The organism is Lachnospira multipara ATCC 19207, assembly GCF_000424105.1.
GTDB classification, from domain to species: domain Bacteria; phylum Bacillota; class Clostridia; order Lachnospirales; family Lachnospiraceae; genus Lachnospira; species Lachnospira multipara.
On record NZ_AUJG01000010.1, the window covers coordinates 23,785 to 40,103 of the forward strand.

General features: G+C 37.0%; 15 protein-coding genes. 14 read left to right on the forward strand and 1 reads right to left on the reverse strand.

The features are described 5' to 3' along the window. The first annotated feature begins 92 nt into the window (after positions 1–92). The 13 genes from G600_RS0108585 (at position 93) to G600_RS0108645 (ending at position 13,682) form a co-directional block, all read left to right on the forward strand. On the forward strand, positions 93–620 hold the full coding sequence (locus tag G600_RS0108585; protein WP_051195441.1) for an acetyl-CoA carboxylase biotin carboxyl carrier protein: 528 nt from the start codon (positions 93–95) through the stop codon (positions 618–620). Further along, positions 602–1,984, forward strand: coding sequence for an acetyl-CoA carboxylase biotin carboxylase subunit (accC, locus tag G600_RS0108590; RefSeq protein WP_027431580.1), 1,383 nt, complete (start codon positions 602–604; stop codon positions 1,982–1,984). The genes G600_RS0108585 and accC overlap by 19 nt, the downstream gene beginning before the upstream one ends. 21 nt (positions 1,985–2,005) lie before the next feature. Beyond that, entirely contained in the window at positions 2,006–2,755 is a 750-nt protein-coding gene (locus G600_RS14150) for an acetyl-CoA carboxylase carboxyltransferase subunit beta (RefSeq protein WP_051195442.1), read from the forward strand. 12 nt (positions 2,756–2,767) lie between these two features. Beyond that, the gene (locus G600_RS14155; RefSeq protein ID WP_034246025.1) at positions 2,768–3,625 is read left to right on the forward strand and encodes an acetyl-CoA carboxylase carboxyltransferase subunit alpha; all 858 of its coding nucleotides are present in this window, start codon (positions 2,768–2,770) and stop codon (positions 3,623–3,625) included. Further along, complete coding sequence (locus tag G600_RS0108605) at positions 3,613–4,581, forward strand: beta-ketoacyl-ACP synthase III (RefSeq protein ID WP_027431581.1); 969 nt, start codon at positions 3,613–3,615, stop codon at positions 4,579–4,581. Before G600_RS14155 ends, G600_RS0108605 begins: the two co-directional genes overlap by 13 nt. 13 nt (positions 4,582–4,594) lie before the next feature. Beyond that, a complete protein-coding gene (locus G600_RS0108610) occupies positions 4,595–5,533 on the forward strand; it encodes a nitronate monooxygenase (RefSeq protein ID WP_027431582.1) in 939 nt (312 codons plus the stop codon). Between the two features lie 10 nt (positions 5,534–5,543). Further along, positions 5,544–6,533, forward strand: a complete 990-nt coding sequence (locus tag G600_RS14160; protein WP_034246027.1) for an ACP S-malonyltransferase — start codon at positions 5,544–5,546, stop codon at positions 6,531–6,533. Continuing rightward, entirely contained in the window at positions 6,533–7,270 is a 738-nt protein-coding gene (gene fabG, locus G600_RS0108620) for a 3-oxoacyl-[acyl-carrier-protein] reductase (protein WP_027431583.1), read from the forward strand. The genes G600_RS14160 and fabG overlap by 1 nt, the downstream gene beginning before the upstream one ends. 224 nt (positions 7,271–7,494) lie before the next feature. Next, a complete protein-coding gene (gene fabF / locus G600_RS0108625) occupies positions 7,495–8,748 on the forward strand; it encodes a beta-ketoacyl-ACP synthase II (RefSeq protein ID WP_027431584.1) in 1,254 nt (417 codons plus the stop codon). 32 nt (positions 8,749–8,780) lie between these two features. Then, the gene (gene fabZ, locus G600_RS0108630) at positions 8,781–9,218 is read left to right on the forward strand and encodes a 3-hydroxyacyl-ACP dehydratase FabZ (RefSeq protein WP_027431585.1); all 438 of its coding nucleotides are present in this window, start codon (positions 8,781–8,783) and stop codon (positions 9,216–9,218) included. Positions 9,219–9,565: 347 nt separating this feature from the next. Further along, positions 9,566–10,030 carry a MarR family winged helix-turn-helix transcriptional regulator gene (locus tag G600_RS0108635; RefSeq protein ID WP_027431586.1) on the forward strand — a complete coding sequence of 155 codons (465 nt, stop codon included), beginning with the start codon at positions 9,566–9,568 and terminating at the stop codon, positions 10,028–10,030. 116 nt (positions 10,031–10,146) lie between these two features. Next, positions 10,147–11,598, forward strand: coding sequence for an aminoacyl-histidine dipeptidase (locus G600_RS0108640; protein ID WP_027431587.1), 1,452 nt, complete (start codon positions 10,147–10,149; stop codon positions 11,596–11,598). A gap of 404 nt (positions 11,599–12,002) precedes the next feature. Beyond that, a complete protein-coding gene (locus G600_RS0108645; protein WP_027431588.1) occupies positions 12,003–13,682 on the forward strand; it encodes a sensor domain-containing phosphodiesterase in 1,680 nt (559 codons plus the stop codon). A gap of 85 nt (positions 13,683–13,767) precedes the next feature. Here the strand turns inward: G600_RS0108645 and G600_RS0108650 are convergent, their stop codons facing one another. Continuing rightward, positions 13,768–14,712: an NmrA family NAD(P)-binding protein gene (locus tag G600_RS0108650; RefSeq protein ID WP_027431589.1), complete on the reverse strand. Its 945-nt coding sequence runs from the start codon at positions 14,710–14,712 to the stop codon at positions 13,768–13,770. 143 nt (positions 14,713–14,855) lie between these two features. Here G600_RS0108650 and G600_RS0108655 point away from each other — a divergent pair, with 143 nt between their 5' ends. Further along, on the forward strand, positions 14,856–16,163 hold the full coding sequence (locus G600_RS0108655; protein WP_027431590.1) for a glutamate-5-semialdehyde dehydrogenase: 1,308 nt from the start codon (positions 14,856–14,858) through the stop codon (positions 16,161–16,163). Positions 16,164–16,319: the final 156 nt, after the last annotated feature.

Sequence of the window (16,319 nt, forward strand, 5' to 3'; positions counted from 1 at the left end):
TTGCTCAAGCAAAATTCTAATGGCTGATGTTCTTTAAGAAGGGGCTTGTTATTTAACAAGCCCCGTTAATTTTTAAGGAAAGGGACTAAATAATGCTATTTAGTGATGATAAGGGTATGAGTTTAGAAATACAAGATATAGAGAGATTAATGGACAAGTTTGAAAAGAGTTCATTAAGCGAGATGTCAGTTAATGACAATAAGGTTAGTTTTGTTTTTAAGAAGAATATTGGTGCAAGTGCAGTTGAGTATACAAACAATAATTTAGTAAATCAGGCAAAGGAAGTTACAGTGTCTGCTAAGGAATCAAATGTAGTTGCAGCAAATGAGTCTGTAGAAGCTCCTTTAGAAGAGTCAGCAAAGAAAGAAGAGAAGTTAGAAGGAAGCTTTGTTACAGCTCCAGTTTCAGGAATCTTTTATAGTGCTAGTAAGCCAGGAGAAGCTGATTTTGTTAAGATTGGCGATAAGGTTAAAAAAGGAGATGTGCTAGGACTTATTGAAGCTATGAAGGTTATGAATGAACTTCTAGCTCCAAGAGATGGTGTAGTTGAGAAAATTAATGTTTCTGATGAAACATTTGTAGAATATGGACAGGAGTTAATATGTTTAAAAGATTGTTAATTGCCAATCGTGGCGAGATAGGAATGAGGATACTTCGTTGCTGTCAGGAAATGGGTATTGAAACAGTAGTTGCTTATTCGAGCGAAGATGCAAACACATTACCAGTTACTTTTTCACCTGTTAGCGTCTGTATTGGACCTGCATCCCCAACAAAGTCTTACTTAAATCAGGATGCATTAATTCAAGCAGCTATTAGTTATAAATGTGATGCGATTCATCCAGGATATGGATTTTTATCAGAGAATCCTGACTTTGCAAAAAAATGTGAAGATGCAGGAATTAAATTTATTGGACCTAGTAGTGAGATGATTAGAAACATGGGTGAGAAATCTACAGCTAGAAGTCTTATGAAATCTAAGGGCGTTCCTGTAGTTCCAGGTTCAGATGGTCTAGTAAATAGCCTTGAAGAGGCTAAGGAAATTGCTTTAAAGATTGGTTTCCCAATTCTTATTAAAGCCTCTGCTGGTGGCGGTGGTCGAGGAATGAGAAGAGCTTATGATATGTCAGAGCTTGCTAATGCTTTTGAAAGCGCAAAAGCTGAGGCTTTATCTGCTTTCGGTGATGATTCAATGTATATTGAGAAACTCATTTTAAATCCTCATCACGTAGAATTCCAGATTATTGGTGATGAACATGGACATATTGTTTCTCTTGGAGAACGTGATTGTTCAATGCAGAGAAGAAATCAGAAGTTAATCGAGGAAGCACCGGCTTCAATCCTTAATGAAAAGCAAAGAGCAGCAATGCAAAAGGCAGCCATTAAGGCAGCTATGGCAGTTAACTACTCCTCAGTTGGTACTGTGGAATTTGTAGTTGATCACGATAAGAACTTCTATTTCATTGAAATGAACACAAGAATTCAGGTGGAACATCCAGTAACTGAGATGGTTACAGGAGTTGACCTTGTAAAAGAACAAATTAGAGTGGCAGCAGGTCTTCCACTTTCCTTTAAGCAAAGCGACATTAAGACTCATGGTTATGCTATTGAATGTCGTATTAATGCTGAAAATCCTGAAAAGGATTTCGCTCCAAATCCAGGTAAAATTGATTTTCTTCATTTACCAGGTGGTGCAGGAGTTAGAGTTGAAAGTGCTATGTACTCAGGCGCAATGGTAAGTCCTTGGTATGATTCAATGATTGCTAAGGTTATTGTAAATGCACCTTCAAGACTTGAGGCTATTAGAAAAATGAGAGTAGCTCTTGAAGAGCTTACATGTGAGGGTATAGATACAAACATCGACTTCTTATATTTGCTTATGTATAACCCAGAATACATCATGGGCCGAATTGATACTTCCTTCCTTGAAAAGAATTGCGAAGGAATTATTAAGTGGGGCAAGGAAAGCAGAAAAGAAGCTCAGTAATGAAGAAAGGAAGCTTTTAACATGAATATGTTTAGCAATAAAAGACAGGTTTTATTAGCTTATAGAAAGCTTCGTACAAAGAATAAAATGCTATCTATGACAGGAAGACGACTTCGTTTCGTATCCGATGCAGGTACATTTTCAGAAATGTATGGAGACTTTAAGTTTAATAATCCACTAGAATTCCCTGAATATGAAGAAAAGTTAGAAGAGGGTTATAAAAACTCAGGTTCTAACGACGCAGCTTTAGTGGGCCGCGGAAAGATTAATGGAATCGACTTTATTGGCGTTGAGCTAAATAAGGGCTTCATGATGGGAAGTATGGGAACTGTAGTTGGTGAAAAGGTAACACTTGCTTGCGAGTTAGCAGATAGCCTAAATCTTCCACTTATTATTTTCTCAGCCAGCGGTGGCGCAAGAATGCAGGAAGGTATGTTTTCTTTAATGCAGATGGCTAAAACAAGTGCGGCAGTTGAGAAGTTTAAGGAAAATGGAGGCCTCTACATCTCAGTTCTTACACATCCAACCACAGGCGGAGTTAGTGCAAGTTTTGCAACTCTTGGAGATATTATTTTAGCTGAGCCAAATGCATTAATTGGTTTTGCAGGTCCTAGAGTTATTGAGCAGACAATTAAGCAGAAGCTCCCAGCTGGTTTCCAAAGATCTGAATTCCAAAAGGATCACGGTCTTGTAGATAAGATTGTTCCTTTGGAAGAGATGAAAGAGACACTTTATAAGATTTTGAAGTTACACGGATGCAAGGAATTGTAAAAAGGAGACTTTATGAAGGAGAAGAAGGAAATAAGCGCATACCAAAGAGTTCAGACAGCTAGACATAAGGATAGACCAAAGGTAACGGATTACATTGATGCGCTATTTGATGATTTTATAGAGCTTTCTGGAGATAGACTTGGAAAAGAAGATTTATCCCTACTTGGTGGAATTGCTAGTTTTCATGGCATGCCAGTAACAGTAATTGGTCACAGAAAGGGTAAGAATCTTGATGAAAATGTAAAGTACAATTTTGGTATGACAAGTCCAGAAGGTTATAGAAAAGCTCTTCGTTTAATGAAGCAAGCGGAGAAGTTTAACAGACCTGTAATTACATTTATAGATACTCCTGGAGCATATCCTGGAATGGAAGCTGAGGAGAATGGTCAGTCAATTGCAATTGCAACAAATATTGCTAAGATGAGCAATTTAAAAGTACCTATTATCAGTATTGTAACTGGTGAGGGAAGTAGCGGCGGCGCCCTTGCAATTGGCGTTTCAGACAGAATTTGGATGTTAGAGAATGCAATTTATGCAGTACTTTCACCAGAAGGTTTCGCATCCATTTTATGGAAAGATAGTAAGAGAGTTAAGGAAGCTTGCGAGGTAATGAATATTACAGCAGATAGCCTTAAGAAGTATGGAATCGTTGATGATGTTATAAGCGAGGTTAAGCCTATTACTAGTGAAGATGGCTTCAAGATGATGATAGAAGAGCTTGATGGCAAGCTAGAAAGGGAACTTAGTTCTTTGAAGAAAATGGACAAAGAAGATTTAGTTCAAAAAAGATATGAAAAATATCGTCATATTGAAGGCGAGAGAGCGCCAAAGGAAACAACTAATGGTGAGGTATTAAAATGGGCGGATTAAGTATTGTAGGTTTAGGTAAGGCCTTACCTATAAAGACATTTTCAAATGATGATTTCAGCGAATTTTTAGATACATCAGATGAATGGATAAGCACAAGAACAGGTATTAAAGAAAGACGACTTTGTAACTTAGAAGATAGATATAAGGGAGAAGAAGATCAGTTAGGTCTTGCTGTTGCAGCGGCTAGGGAAGCTCTAGAGGATTCAAAAATAGATTTGAATAAAATCGACATTTGCATAGTAGCCACAGCAACTCCAAAGTATGCTTTCCCTGCTACTGCTTGTATGGTAGCTAAGGAATTAGGTCTATCAGAAAATTGCATGTCCTTTGATTTAAGTGCAGCTTGTTCAGGCTTTATATATTCTCTAAATGTAGCCCACGACATGTTACTAACTAAGGGAAAAGATAGATACGCCTTAGTTGTGGGAGCAGAGGAATTCAGTAAGATTTTAGATTTTAAAGATAGATCCACATGTGTACTTTTTGGTGATGGTGCAGGGGCAGCAGTTGTAAAAATCGATGAGACTAAGGCCTATGCTAGTGCAAACCATACAAGAGGCGATGACATTTGCCTAATATCAGGTGGGGTTGCAAGCACTAGAAAGTTATCTATGGAGGGTAACACAGTTTATAGATTTGCCATTGGAGCAATAGAACAGTTATTAAGAGAGTTAGTAGAAGAAAGTAAAATTTCTTTAGAACAAATTAGACATATAGTTTGTCATCAGGCCAACAAAAGAATTATTAATCATGTAATTCGTTCAACAAAACAGCCAGAGGAAAAGTTCTTTATGAATTTAGAGCACTATGGCAATACATCAGCAGCCAGCGTTCCAATAGCTTTAAAGGAAATGCAGGAAAAGGGAAAATTAAAAACTGGTGATGATGCTTACCTAGTAGGATTTGGCGCAGGTTTAACCTGGGGCGGAATTTTAGTTAATTATAGCGGTAAGTAAATAGGAGGATGAAATGAAACTACTTAATGAGATTTTAAATATTAAATACCCAATTATTCAGGGTGCTATGGCAAATATTGCAACAGGTCAGTTTGCAGCAGATTGTTCAAATGCAGGCGCACTTGGAATTATTGCAGCTGGTGGCTGGGATGCAGCAAAGCTTGAAGAGGAAATTCACAAGGCTAAGAAGTTAACAGATAAGCCTTTTGGTGTAAATTTAATGCTTATGAATCCACATTGTGATGAAATGGCAGAACTTGTTTGCAGAGAAAAGATTAGCTTAGTTACAACAGGTGCTGGTAATCCTGGTAAGTACATGGATTCTTTTAAAGAAGCTGGAATTAAGGTTTTCCCAGTTGTTGCTTCAGTTATGCTTGCTAAGAGAATGATTGAAAGTGGCGCTGATGCAATTATTGCAGAGGGTACAGAAAGTGGCGGTCATGTTGGTGAAATGACAACAATGACACTTGTTCCACAGATGGTAGATGCAGTGGATGTTCCTGTTATTGCAGCCGGTGGTATTGCAGATGGCAGACAGTTTGCAGCAGCCCTTAGCCTTGGTGCTTGTGGTGCTCAGATTGGTACATCACTTCTTGTAAGTAATGAGTGCCCAATTCATGAAAATTATAAGAAGGCTATTATTGAAGCTAAGGACAATGGAACAATCGTTACAGGTAGATCTGTAAATGCTCCAGTTAGAATTTTAAAGAATAAGATGGCTAGAGAATATACAAGAGCTGAAAAGAGTGGTGCTACAAGAGATGAACTTGAAAAGTATACACTTGGCTCTTTAAGAAAAGCTGTATTTGACGGCAATGTTGATGAGGGTTCATTAATGTCAGGTCAGGTATGTGGTCAGTTAAATGAAATTAAGCCACTTGAGACAATCCTTGAAGACTTAATGAAGGAAACAAAGGAAAGATTAAACTCATTATCATCAATTGCAGTATAGGAGGATAAAAATGATAGCATTTCTTTACGCTGGACAGGGAAGCCAGAAGGTAGGAATGGGTAAGGATTTCTACGATAACAGTACAGATTTTAAGAACATTTTTGATGAAGTTAGAAACGAGGCAGGTTTTGATTTAGAGGAAATCTGTTTTGAAGATAAGGAAGGCAGAATCAATAACACAAGATATACACAGGCTTGTCTTGCAGCTTTTGCAGCAGGGGTTACAAAGCTTTTAAACAAGGCTGGCATTAGCCCAGATTATCTTGCAGGCCTTTCGCTTGGGGAATACAGTGCACTTCATGCAGCGGGTCTTATGGATGAGAAGGAATTAGTTAAGCTTGTAGGCTTTAGGGGTGCAGCAATGCAGGAGGCTGCTAATGGCCTTGATACTAAGATGAGTGCAATCTTAGGTTTAACAGGTGAGGACATTAAGCCAGTTTTAGATGAAATAAATAAAAAATATGAGGCAGAGAATAAGGAAAGAGAAAGCAAGGGAGAGATGCTTTTAAGCGTTGAAATCTCTAACTTTAACTGCAAGGGTCAGGTAGTTATTTCTGGTGCAAGCCAGTTAGTTACTGAGGCTGAAGAAAAGTTAAAGGAAGCCGGTGCAAAAAGATGTGTAGCTCTAAAGGTTAGCTCAGCTTTCCACACAAGCTACATGGCACCTGCTAGCAAAAAGCTAGAGGAATATTTTAACGACAACAACAATGGCCTTTTAGTAGATGAAAGAAAGCTATCTAAGCCAGTACTTTTCAATGCTATTGCAGATGAGAAGCAGGAAAGAAAAGTTTCTGATCTATTAATTGCACAGGTTAAAAATCCTGTAAGAATGGAACAGACTATTGTAAAGCTTAAGGATTTAGGCGTTGACACAATCGTAGAAATCGGACCAGGTAAGACTTTAGCTGGCTTTGTTAAAAAGACAGTTGAGGGCATTAAGGTCTATTCAATAGATAGTTATGCTGATTATGAAAATCTAGTAAAGGAGATGGCAAGTTAATGAAGGGACAGACAGCAATTGTAACTGGCGGTGCTAAGGGTATTGGTAAGGCAATAGTGCTTGGACTTGCAAAGAAAGGCTGCAATATTGTAATTAACTACAATTCAAGCAGTACGGCAGCAGAAGAGACAGCAAAGGAAATTAGAGAATTAGGCGTTGAAGCTTTATGTGTTCAGGCAAATGTATCTAATTCAGAGGATTGTAAGAAGCTTTTTGAGGAAGCCTTAACTCTTACAGGTAAGGTTGAAATTTTAGTAAACAATGCCGGAATTACAAGAGATGGTCTTGCCCTTAGAATGAGCGATGAGGATTTCGATGCAGTTGTAAAGACTAATCTTTATGGAACATTTTACTGTATGAGAGAAGCCTATAAGTTAATGCTTAAGGCTAAGTATGGAAGAATCATCTCCCTTACAAGTGTTGTTGGTCTTCACGGTAACGCAGGCCAGGCTAATTATTCAGCTTCAAAGGCTGGTATTATTGGTCTTACAAAATCAATGGCAAAGGAACTTGCTGCAAAGAAGGTAACAATTAATGCAGTAGCTCCAGGTTTTATTGATACAGATATGACAGCAGCAATGAATGAAAATGCAAAGACAGCCGCTATTGCATCAATTCCAACAAAGAGAATGGGTAGCGTAGAGGATATTGCAAATACAGTAGCATTCCTTGCTTCAGAAGAAGCAAGCTATATAACAGGACAGGTAATTAGCGTCGATGGTGGTATGAGCATGTAATGTCGTAACTACGAAGTAGTTACGATGTAGCCCCCGCCCTCAGCCGAAAGGCTGATTTAATGGCGGGTGGTTCCCCAATGTCGCAACTGCGAAGCAGTTGCGATGTAGCCCCGAGCAGATTTGCCAAAGGCAAATTCTAATGCGAGAGGGTTCTCTAATGTCGTAATCGCTTTAGCAGTTGAGATGTAGCCCTCGCCCCGCGCGAGCAGTAGGAAAGGATAAATATGGGAAAGAGAGTTGTTATTACTGGAATGGGTATCGTAAGCCCTATCGGTAACAGTTTAGAGGAAGTACTAGAGAGTGTTAAGAATGGTAAGTGTGGTATTGACCAGATTACAAAATATGACACAACAGGCCGTAAGGTTAGCCTTGCAGCAGAAGTAAAGGACTTTGATATTACAAAGTATGTAGAAAAGAAGGATGCTAGAAAGTTAGATCCATACAGCCAGTTTGCTATTGCAGCTGCAACAGATGCATGTCACATGGCTGGAATTAAGGAAGAGCATGACGAAGAGACAGATGATAGAGAAAGATATGGTTGTATTATTGCCAGCGGTATCGGTGGAATTTCTACAACTGAAAGAGAGCATGAGAGAGGAATGAAGCGTGGTTACGATATGGTAAGCCCACACTATATTCCAATGGCAATTTCTAATATGGCAGCAGGTCATGTTGCTATTAGATTTGGCCTTCATGGATACACAACATGTACTGTAACAGCTTGTGCTTCAAGTGGTAACGCTATTGGTGATGGCTTCCACTACATTAGAGATGGTTATGCTGATTTAATGGTAGTTGGTGGTTCAGAAAGCTCAATTACTGAGTTATCAATTGGTGGATTTACAAGTCTTACAGCTCTTTCAACAGCAACAGATAAGAACAGAGCTTCAATTCCTTTTGATAAGGAAAGAAATGGTTTTGTTATGGGTGAAGGTGCTGCTTGTCTCGTACTTGAAGAATACGAGCATGCTAAGAATAGAGGAGCTAAGATTTTAGCTGAAGTTATAGGTTATGGTGCAAACTGTGATGCTCACCACGTTACAGCTCCACATCCAGAAGGAAAGTACGCTGCTAAGTGTATGGAACTTGCCCTTAAGGATGCAAATCTTTCAACAGAGGCAATTGATTATATCAATGCTCACGGAACATCAACTCACCTTAACGATTTAGGTGAGACAAGAGCCGTTAAGAGCTTATTTAAGGACCATGCTAAGGAATTAGTAATGAGTTCAACAAAGTCTATGACAGGACACTTACTTGGTGCCTCAGCTGCAGTTGAAGCTGTTATTACTTGCCTTGCTATGGAAAATGGAATCATTCCACCAACAGTTAACACAAAGGAATTAGATGATGAATTAGATCTTGATTACTGCTTAGGCGATAAGGCTAGAACTGGCAAGATTAACTATGCAATGTCTAACTCATTTGGCTTTGGTGGCCACAATGCTTCCTTAGTATTTAAGGCAGTAGAGGAATAATTACATTATAGTAGAGAGAGGAAGGCATAAAAATGGAATTAAATTCAAATGAAATCGAAAAGATTTTACCTCATAGATATCCATTTCTTTTAGTGGATAGAATTCTAGATTATAAACCAGGAGAATATGCAGTAGGCGTTAAGTGTGTATCTGCTAACGAGATGCATTTTCTGGGACATTTCCCAGGACAGCATGTAATGCCAGGAGTATTAATTATGGAAGCTTTAGCTCAAACTGGCGCTGTTGCACTTCTTTCAGAGGAAGAAAACAAGGGAAAGGTAGTATTCTTTGGTGGTATTAAGAATGCTAGATTTAAGAAGCAGGTCGTACCTGGTGATAAGTTAGAGCTTAGCTGCGAGATTATTACAAGACGTGCAAACGTTGGTATCGGCAAGGCTGTAGCTAAGGTAGATGGCAAGGTTGCTGCAATGGGTGAGTTAACTTTCGCTATTGGCGACAGAAACGAATAATAAAAAAAATTACAAAAAATATCAAAAATTAGAATCCGCTTGTTTACTGGCTTTGCGGGCTATCAAGATTTTTAATAGCTCAATAAATTCAGTAAATAAGCGGTTTTGATAAATTCATTGATATATTAGATTTTTTTAAAAATGTATGATATAATACACTTAAGTTAAGTTTCGGTGACAATTGGTTAAAGTTTAAATCTTATAAGACGTGCACTTTAGTTAGGAAAATTTTTCGTAATTTTTTAAGTAAAAATATTGATTTTATGATAAAATCATGTTAAGCTATGAGACGTTGTGCATATTTTGTCTTAAAAGATAAAAAATCTCATGATTGGAGGATTTAAACAATGACAATGGAAGAACTATTTTTCGACGTCTATAACAAGTTTAAGTTGCACTTCTATAAGGATGTTTTCGTGAATTTTGGCAATCGTGAAGCAACTCTAACTACAGTAGAAACATTCTGTATGGAAGTTATTTATGCAATGAACAAGCCTACAATTAGTGAATTTGCCAAGTTTGTTGGTATTTCACCTCCTAATGCAGCATACAAGGTAAACTGCCTTGTAAAGAAGGGATACTTAAACAGAATTCCTTCAAGCGCAGATAGACGAGAGGCTTACCTTGAAGTAACAGATAAGTATCTTGACTACTTCAATTTCAGTGTAAATTACGCAAATACTGTTATTTCGAGAATGAAAGATAACCTTTCAAAAGAAGATTTAGAGGCACTTACAAGAATTCTTAATATCATGACTTCAGAGATGATGCCTGAGGTACCAGATTTCAAGAATCGTGAAATACCACAGTAAGACAATAAATCAATAATTTTTAAGCCATCACTTCAGGGTTGAAGTGATGGCTATTTTATTATAAAATGGCTAAAGTAAATGTGTATTGCAAGAATCTATACAAGTGAGGTAAAGAAATGGGAATTTTAACAGGTTTAGAGCCAGAGAAGGTGTTTTACTATTTCGAGGAAATTACTAAAATCCCACATGGTTCAAGAGATACCAAAAGAATTAGTGACTATTTAGTAGGATTTGCTAAGGAACATAATTTAAAGTATATTCAGGATGAATTAAATAACGTTATTATATTTAAGGACGCTAGTAAGGGTTACGAGAATACAGATTCAGTAATCATTCAGGGTCATATGGATATGGTTTGCGAGAAGGAAGACGATTGTGATATCGACTTTAGCAAGGATCCATTAAGACTTGAAGTTAATGACGGAATCATTAGCGCTAAGGGTACAACTCTTGGTGGTGATGATGGTATTGCAGTAGCTTATGCTCTAGCTATTTTAGATGATGATACAATTCTTCATCCAGCATTAGAAGTAGTTATTACAGTAGATGAAGAAATCGGTATGCTTGGTGCAGCAGATCTTGATACAACACCTCTTAAGTCAAAGCTTATGATTAATATTGACTCAGAGGAAGAGGGTATCTTACTTGCTAGCTGTGCTGGTGGTATGACAGCAACAGTTCATGTTCCAGTAAAGAAGGAAGCAATTAAGGGAACTAAGGCAGCTTTAGTAGTAGATGGTTTAGTTGGTGGACACTCAGGTGTTGAAATTAATAAGGGTAGAGCTAATGCTAACAAGTTAGTTGGTAGAGTGCTTTACGGTCTTTCTAAGGAATTTAGTTTTAACTTAGTTTCAGTTAATGGTGGTCTTAAGGATAATGCTATTCCTAGAGCTTCTAAGGCAGAACTTGTATTTGCTCCTAACACTGATTTAGAAGCAGTTAAGGCTTGTCTTGCAGACTTTGATGCTGCTTTTAAGCATGAATATAAGACAACAGATGCTAAAGTTAAGGTTAGCTTAACAGCTGTTAGTGAAGATGAGATCACAGCTTTTGACGCAGACTCAACATCTAGAGTAATTACTGGTTTAATGAACCTTCCATTAGGTATTCAGAGCATGAGCTTTGATATTGAAGGTTTAGTTCAGACATCTCTTAACTTAGGTATTTTAGAGACAACAGAGACTGAAGTAGCATTTTCATATTCAGTAAGAAGTTCAGTAGAATCTGAAAAGCAGGATTTATATTTACAGCTTGAAAGCTTAGCTAAACTTCTTGGTGGTTGCGTAACTTCAATGGGTGAATATCCAGCTTGGGAATACAAGGAAGATTCTAAACTTCGTAGCATAATGGTTGAATCCTTTAAGAGACAATATGGCCATGATCCTGAAATTCAGGCAATCCATGCAGGTCTTGAGTGTGGTTTATTTGCAGGTAAGATTGAAGGACTTGATGCAGTTTCCTTTGGTCCTGATATGAAGGATGTTCATACACCTAATGAATCAATGGATGTTGCAAGTGTTAAGAGAACTTGGGATTACTTAGTTGACGTACTTGCAAGCTTAAAGTAGAATAAGGCAGCTTATTTAAGCCCTTGTAATAACAATTTACTATTTGAACGCAGTGTAAGCAATCCCCCGCTTCAAAAGCGTAAGCTTTAAGCGGGGGTATAAAGCTTACTAGTGTCAGAAGGGGTTAAAGCCCCTTCTGACAGGTGGCACAAAGTGCCACTGCGTTCATGAGGAAGTAGCGAAGCGGATTCCGAATGTCCGCTTTACTTTAGAGCTAGGAGATTTTTCTCCTAGCTTTTTTATTTTTATGAAAATGTAACATTTTCAAAAGTTACTAGCATTAGGCAAAATATTTAACTATTCATTTGATATGATTACTTTGCTATGATAAAATATAGTTATAAACTACGAAATCACAATTGAATACAAAACTATGAAAATTATTATTTATTGGGGGAAAATAGATGAGTATTGAGGAAAAGATTGCTTTTTTTAAGGAGATGTTTAAGATTTTTTCTGAGGTTTCAGGAAACATCTATCCTTTCTGGGCCGATTACAATGAGGGGCTTGTATATTGGTCAGATGAAATAACTGAATATTTAGGTTTTCCATCTAGTGAAATGGATGTAAATGATGCAGAGTGTTTTTATAATGCTATAGTTCATCCAAGGGATAGAGTTAGATATATTGAAGGCGCAGATGCCATGTTTAGAGGGGAAACTGCGGGCTTTAATTGTAATTATCTTATTAAGAATAAGAATGGGGATTATGTTTCCTTTACAACTAGGTCTAAGCTCTTAAGAGATAGAAATGGTGTGCCATCCGTTTATCTTGGAGTGGTTATAAATCATGATGCAGATGTGGAAATAGATGATTTAACTGGAGTTGGCAACAAGTTGGCACTTATTGCTAGGGTAAGATATTTCATTTCTGAAGAACGTAACTTTGGTCTTATGTTTTTTGGCCTTAGAAATTTTGATTATATCAATTCTTCTTATGGGTATGACAATGGTAGTGACTTGATTATTCGGATTGTTGTAAAACTAAAGGAATTATCAGGATCTAACATAATATATAGATGTAGTGGAACAAAGTTTGCAGTATTTTTTGACCAAGATGTTGAGGGAATGGAAGAAAAAATTAAGGGAATATATGAGAAAATAAGGGACTTTGTAGAAAACGATTTAACAATTAATTCTAATAAGGTTTCTATTGGAATATATGGCGGTATGATTAATTCTAAGGACTTTATTTCTTCCTCAGAGTATATAAATAACGTTTTATATCAAGCCTTCACTATGGGTAGGAACAGTGGCAGTGATAAATTTGTTTATTATAACGAAAACATTTTACTAAGTAATAGAAGACAACAGGAGATGATATATGACGTTATTCGCTGTTTAAATGATAATTACAGAGGCTTCTTAATTGTTTATCAGCCAATTATGAATGTTAAGGAAAATAGAATCATTGGTATGGAGGCTTTACTTAGATGGCAGGATAGCCAGAGAGGCATTATTACACCGGGAAACTTTATTGATCAGATTGAAAAGGAAGCTGCTTTTTATGGTCTTTCAAATTGGATTATTAAAAGGGCAATTGAAGATAGTAAGGAATTTATGCGAAAGGACCCAGACTTTTTTATTAGTGTAAATTTATCTCATGCGCAATTACATAATGATAGGTTTATGTCAGATCTTGATAGCATTTTAAAAGAGGAAGATATTCCTTATAAAAACTTAAATCTAGAATTTACAAAGCGTTGTAGGATTCTTGAAAGCAAAGAAATTAGGGATAAGATGATTACTATGTTTAATAAGGGGGTAAGACTAGTTATTGATGATTATGGCAGTAGTTATTCTTCCCTTAATTTGCTCTCTAATTATCCTGCAGATAGAATCAAGATTAGCAGGGAATTTGTAAAGGATATTGATAAGAGTAAGACTAAGCAAATAACTTTAAATGCCATAATTGACTGTATTAGACAGCTAGATAAGGAGGTTTGTATTGAAGGTATAGAGTCCGAAGAAGTTTTAAAATTCTTTGTGGATAATTATAATATACGTTACGCACAGGGCTATTATTATTCAAAGCCTGTGGTTTTAACTAAGTTTAGAGAGCTTTATGAGAAGATGAATAAATAGATGATGACTATGATATGCTTTTTCGCCGGTAGATTTAAATAATCTACCGGCTTATTTTTATTTTCTATTATCTTATCAAAGGGCATTACTTATCCTTTGAATGTCTATCACCAATCTGGAAGTCTGCGTTGTGCTCAAACATGTATTGAACGGTTAAAGCCTTGTCTCCAGTAAGTTCCTCGAAGTCCTTAGTGAAGTTATCCATTTTGCCTTCACGAATAGCTTGAGCAAAGGTAACCATACCATCAGAAGAGAAAGGAGCTTCGCTACCATCTTTAAATACGCCATCTGTTGTTCTTGGAACGCCCATGGCATCAAATACCTGATAGTTCTCTTCATCAGTGATGAACTTATATGTTACGTGATTTCCTGTAGCCTTGTTACCAATCTCACAGAATTCAGAAATTGTCATAAGTTCAGGACCATTAATATCAAATACCTTCTTTGGATACTTATCTCCCTTTACAAGAGCGTGAGCTACAGCCTTAGCACAGTCACGTCTTGAGATATAGGCCATTTTACCATCGCCCTGGGAATTCTTTAATACGCCATCGGATTTTACATATGTAAAGTAATTAGTAATCATAGCCTCGGCATACTGAGAATTTCTTAGGAAAATGTAATCAAGTCCCAAAGACTTTACATACTCTTCAGTGTAAATGTGATCCTTCTTTTCAACAGATGGATTTGTCTCGTCTGCTGCATTAACTAAAGAAGTATAGATGATTTGCTTTACGCCAACAGCCTTTGCGGCATCGATAGCATTTTTATGAGCAGCCTGTCTTTTAGCTCCAACGAAAGGCATGGAAATAAGTGCGAGTCTTTCAGCACCAGCAAAAGCTTCTTTTAATCCTTCAATGTTGTTAAAATCTGCCACACGAGTCTCGATGCCCTGGTCGCTGTAAGTCTTTAAAACTTCAGGATTATAGCCTGTTAAAATGATATTAGACTTATCTGTTAAAGTAAGTAATACTCTAGCAGCCTCGCCGCCTAGATTTCCATCGACACCAGTTAATAATAATTTACCCATGAAAAACCTCCTATATTAAATTATAAAAATATCTACTTGTAATATATCATAACATCTTATATATTTTTATACAATTTTTCGTATTGATGTTTTGTCATTCAATAACTTATAATAGATTGGTAGTATTTGTAGGAGGTCGCTTTATGAGTATTAGAGAAGACGTAACAAGAATGAAGAGCGTTGCAGCAGAGCTTGCTAGCTCAAACATTGAATTAAGAAATAAGGCACTTAAGATGGTGGCGGAGAATTTAAGAAAGAATGCTGACAAGATTTTTAAGGCTAACGAAATTGATATAGCTAATGCCTATGCCAATGGGGTACAGGAGTCAGTACTTAAAAGACTTAAGTTTGATAATCACAAGTTAGAGGATGTTATAGATGGTATTAATCAGTTAATAGGACTTGAAGACCCAGTGGGCAAGGTAACTCTAAATAGAGAGCTTGATGAGGGCTTGATTTTAAAGAGAGTAACTTGTCCTATCGGAATTATTGGAGTGATTTTTGAGGCAAGACCAGATGCCCTAGTGCAGATTGCTTCTTTATGTATTAAGAGTGGTAACTGTGCGATTTTAAAGGGTGGTAAGGAAACTGCTGAAAGTAATAGATGCCTCTTTGGAGTTATTAGAGAGGCAATTGTTGAGGCTGGCCTTCCAGAAATCTGCTTAATTCAGGCAGAGGCTCACTCTGAGATTGATGAATTATTAAAATGTGACGGCTTAGTTGACCTACTTATTCCACGAGGTTCTAACGCCTTTGTCCAGTACATTATGAATAATACTAAGATTCCTGTAATGGGACACGCTGACGGTATTTGTCACATTTTCATAGATAAGGATGCAGACCTTGCTAAGGCGATTCCTATTGTTGTGGATGCTAAGACTCAGTATAGCGCAGCTTGTAATGCAGTAGAGACAGTTTTAGTGCACAGTGAAATTGCTGCAAAGGCACTTCCAGTGTTAGTTAGAGCTCTTAATGAGGCAAAGGTTGTGGTGAATGCTGATGCTTACACAACTAATGTTTACAATGCTTATAAGAAAGATTCTGATGCTGAGGTTCATGTAATTAAGGATGATGCATATAATGTAGAGTATCTTCGCTACGAGCTTGGTATTAAGATTGTTGAAAATGTTGACGAGGCCATTGCCCATATTAATAAGTATGGTTCACATCACACAGATAGCATCATTACTGAGAATCAGGCAACAGCTGACAAGTTCCAGAATATGGTAGATTCAGCAGGGGTTTATCACAATGTTTCAACTCGTTTTGCAGATGGCTTTAGATATGGCTTTGGCGCTGAGGTTGGTATTAGTACAAGTAAGATTCATGCAAGAGGCCCAGTGGGTCTTGAGGGCTTAGTTACTTATAAGTATAAGCTTACAGGTAATGGCCAGATTGTTACTGACTATGCTAGTGGAATTAAGACTTTTAAGCATAGAGATTTAGATTAACATTAATAAACATTTTATAAATTGTATACAAAGCCCTTGAAGTTAATAATAAAAGTGTTATAATACTTCGTACACGAACAGTTAGGTAACGAACTATTCGTATGCGAAGTATTTTTATTATAAGTAAACTTTATGTATAGTAATATTACTATATAA

Excerpts from the sequence above, each read along its gene's own strand:
- G600_RS0108585 (WP_051195441.1), top strand. The coding sequence starts at position 93 with ATGCTATTTAGTGATGATAAGGGTATGAGTTTAGAAATACAAGATATA.
- accC (WP_027431580.1), top strand. The coding sequence starts at position 602 with ATGTTTAAAAGATTGTTAATTGCCAATCGTGGCGAGATAGGAATGAGG.
- G600_RS14150 (WP_051195442.1), top strand. The coding sequence starts at position 2,006 with ATGAATATGTTTAGCAATAAAAGACAGGTTTTATTAGCTTATAGAAAG.
- G600_RS14155 (WP_034246025.1), top strand. The coding sequence starts at position 2,768 with ATGAAGGAGAAGAAGGAAATAAGCGCATACCAAAGAGTTCAGACAGCT.
- G600_RS0108605 (WP_027431581.1), top strand. The coding sequence starts at position 3,613 with ATGGGCGGATTAAGTATTGTAGGTTTAGGTAAGGCCTTACCTATAAAG.
- G600_RS0108610 (WP_027431582.1), top strand. The coding sequence starts at position 4,595 with ATGAAACTACTTAATGAGATTTTAAATATTAAATACCCAATTATTCAG.
- G600_RS14160 (WP_034246027.1), top strand. The coding sequence starts at position 5,544 with ATGATAGCATTTCTTTACGCTGGACAGGGAAGCCAGAAGGTAGGAATG.
- fabG (WP_027431583.1), top strand. The coding sequence starts at position 6,533 with ATGAAGGGACAGACAGCAATTGTAACTGGCGGTGCTAAGGGTATTGGT.
- fabF (WP_027431584.1), top strand. The coding sequence starts at position 7,495 with ATGGGAAAGAGAGTTGTTATTACTGGAATGGGTATCGTAAGCCCTATC.
- fabZ (WP_027431585.1), top strand. The coding sequence starts at position 8,781 with ATGGAATTAAATTCAAATGAAATCGAAAAGATTTTACCTCATAGATAT.
- G600_RS0108635 (WP_027431586.1), top strand. The coding sequence starts at position 9,566 with ATGACAATGGAAGAACTATTTTTCGACGTCTATAACAAGTTTAAGTTG.
- G600_RS0108640 (WP_027431587.1), top strand. The coding sequence starts at position 10,147 with ATGGGAATTTTAACAGGTTTAGAGCCAGAGAAGGTGTTTTACTATTTC.
- G600_RS0108645 (WP_027431588.1), top strand. The coding sequence starts at position 12,003 with ATGAGTATTGAGGAAAAGATTGCTTTTTTTAAGGAGATGTTTAAGATT.
- G600_RS0108650 (WP_027431589.1), bottom strand. The coding sequence starts at position 14,712 with ATGGGTAAATTATTATTAACTGGTGTCGATGGAAATCTAGGCGGCGAG.
- G600_RS0108655 (WP_027431590.1), top strand. The coding sequence starts at position 14,856 with ATGAGTATTAGAGAAGACGTAACAAGAATGAAGAGCGTTGCAGCAGAG.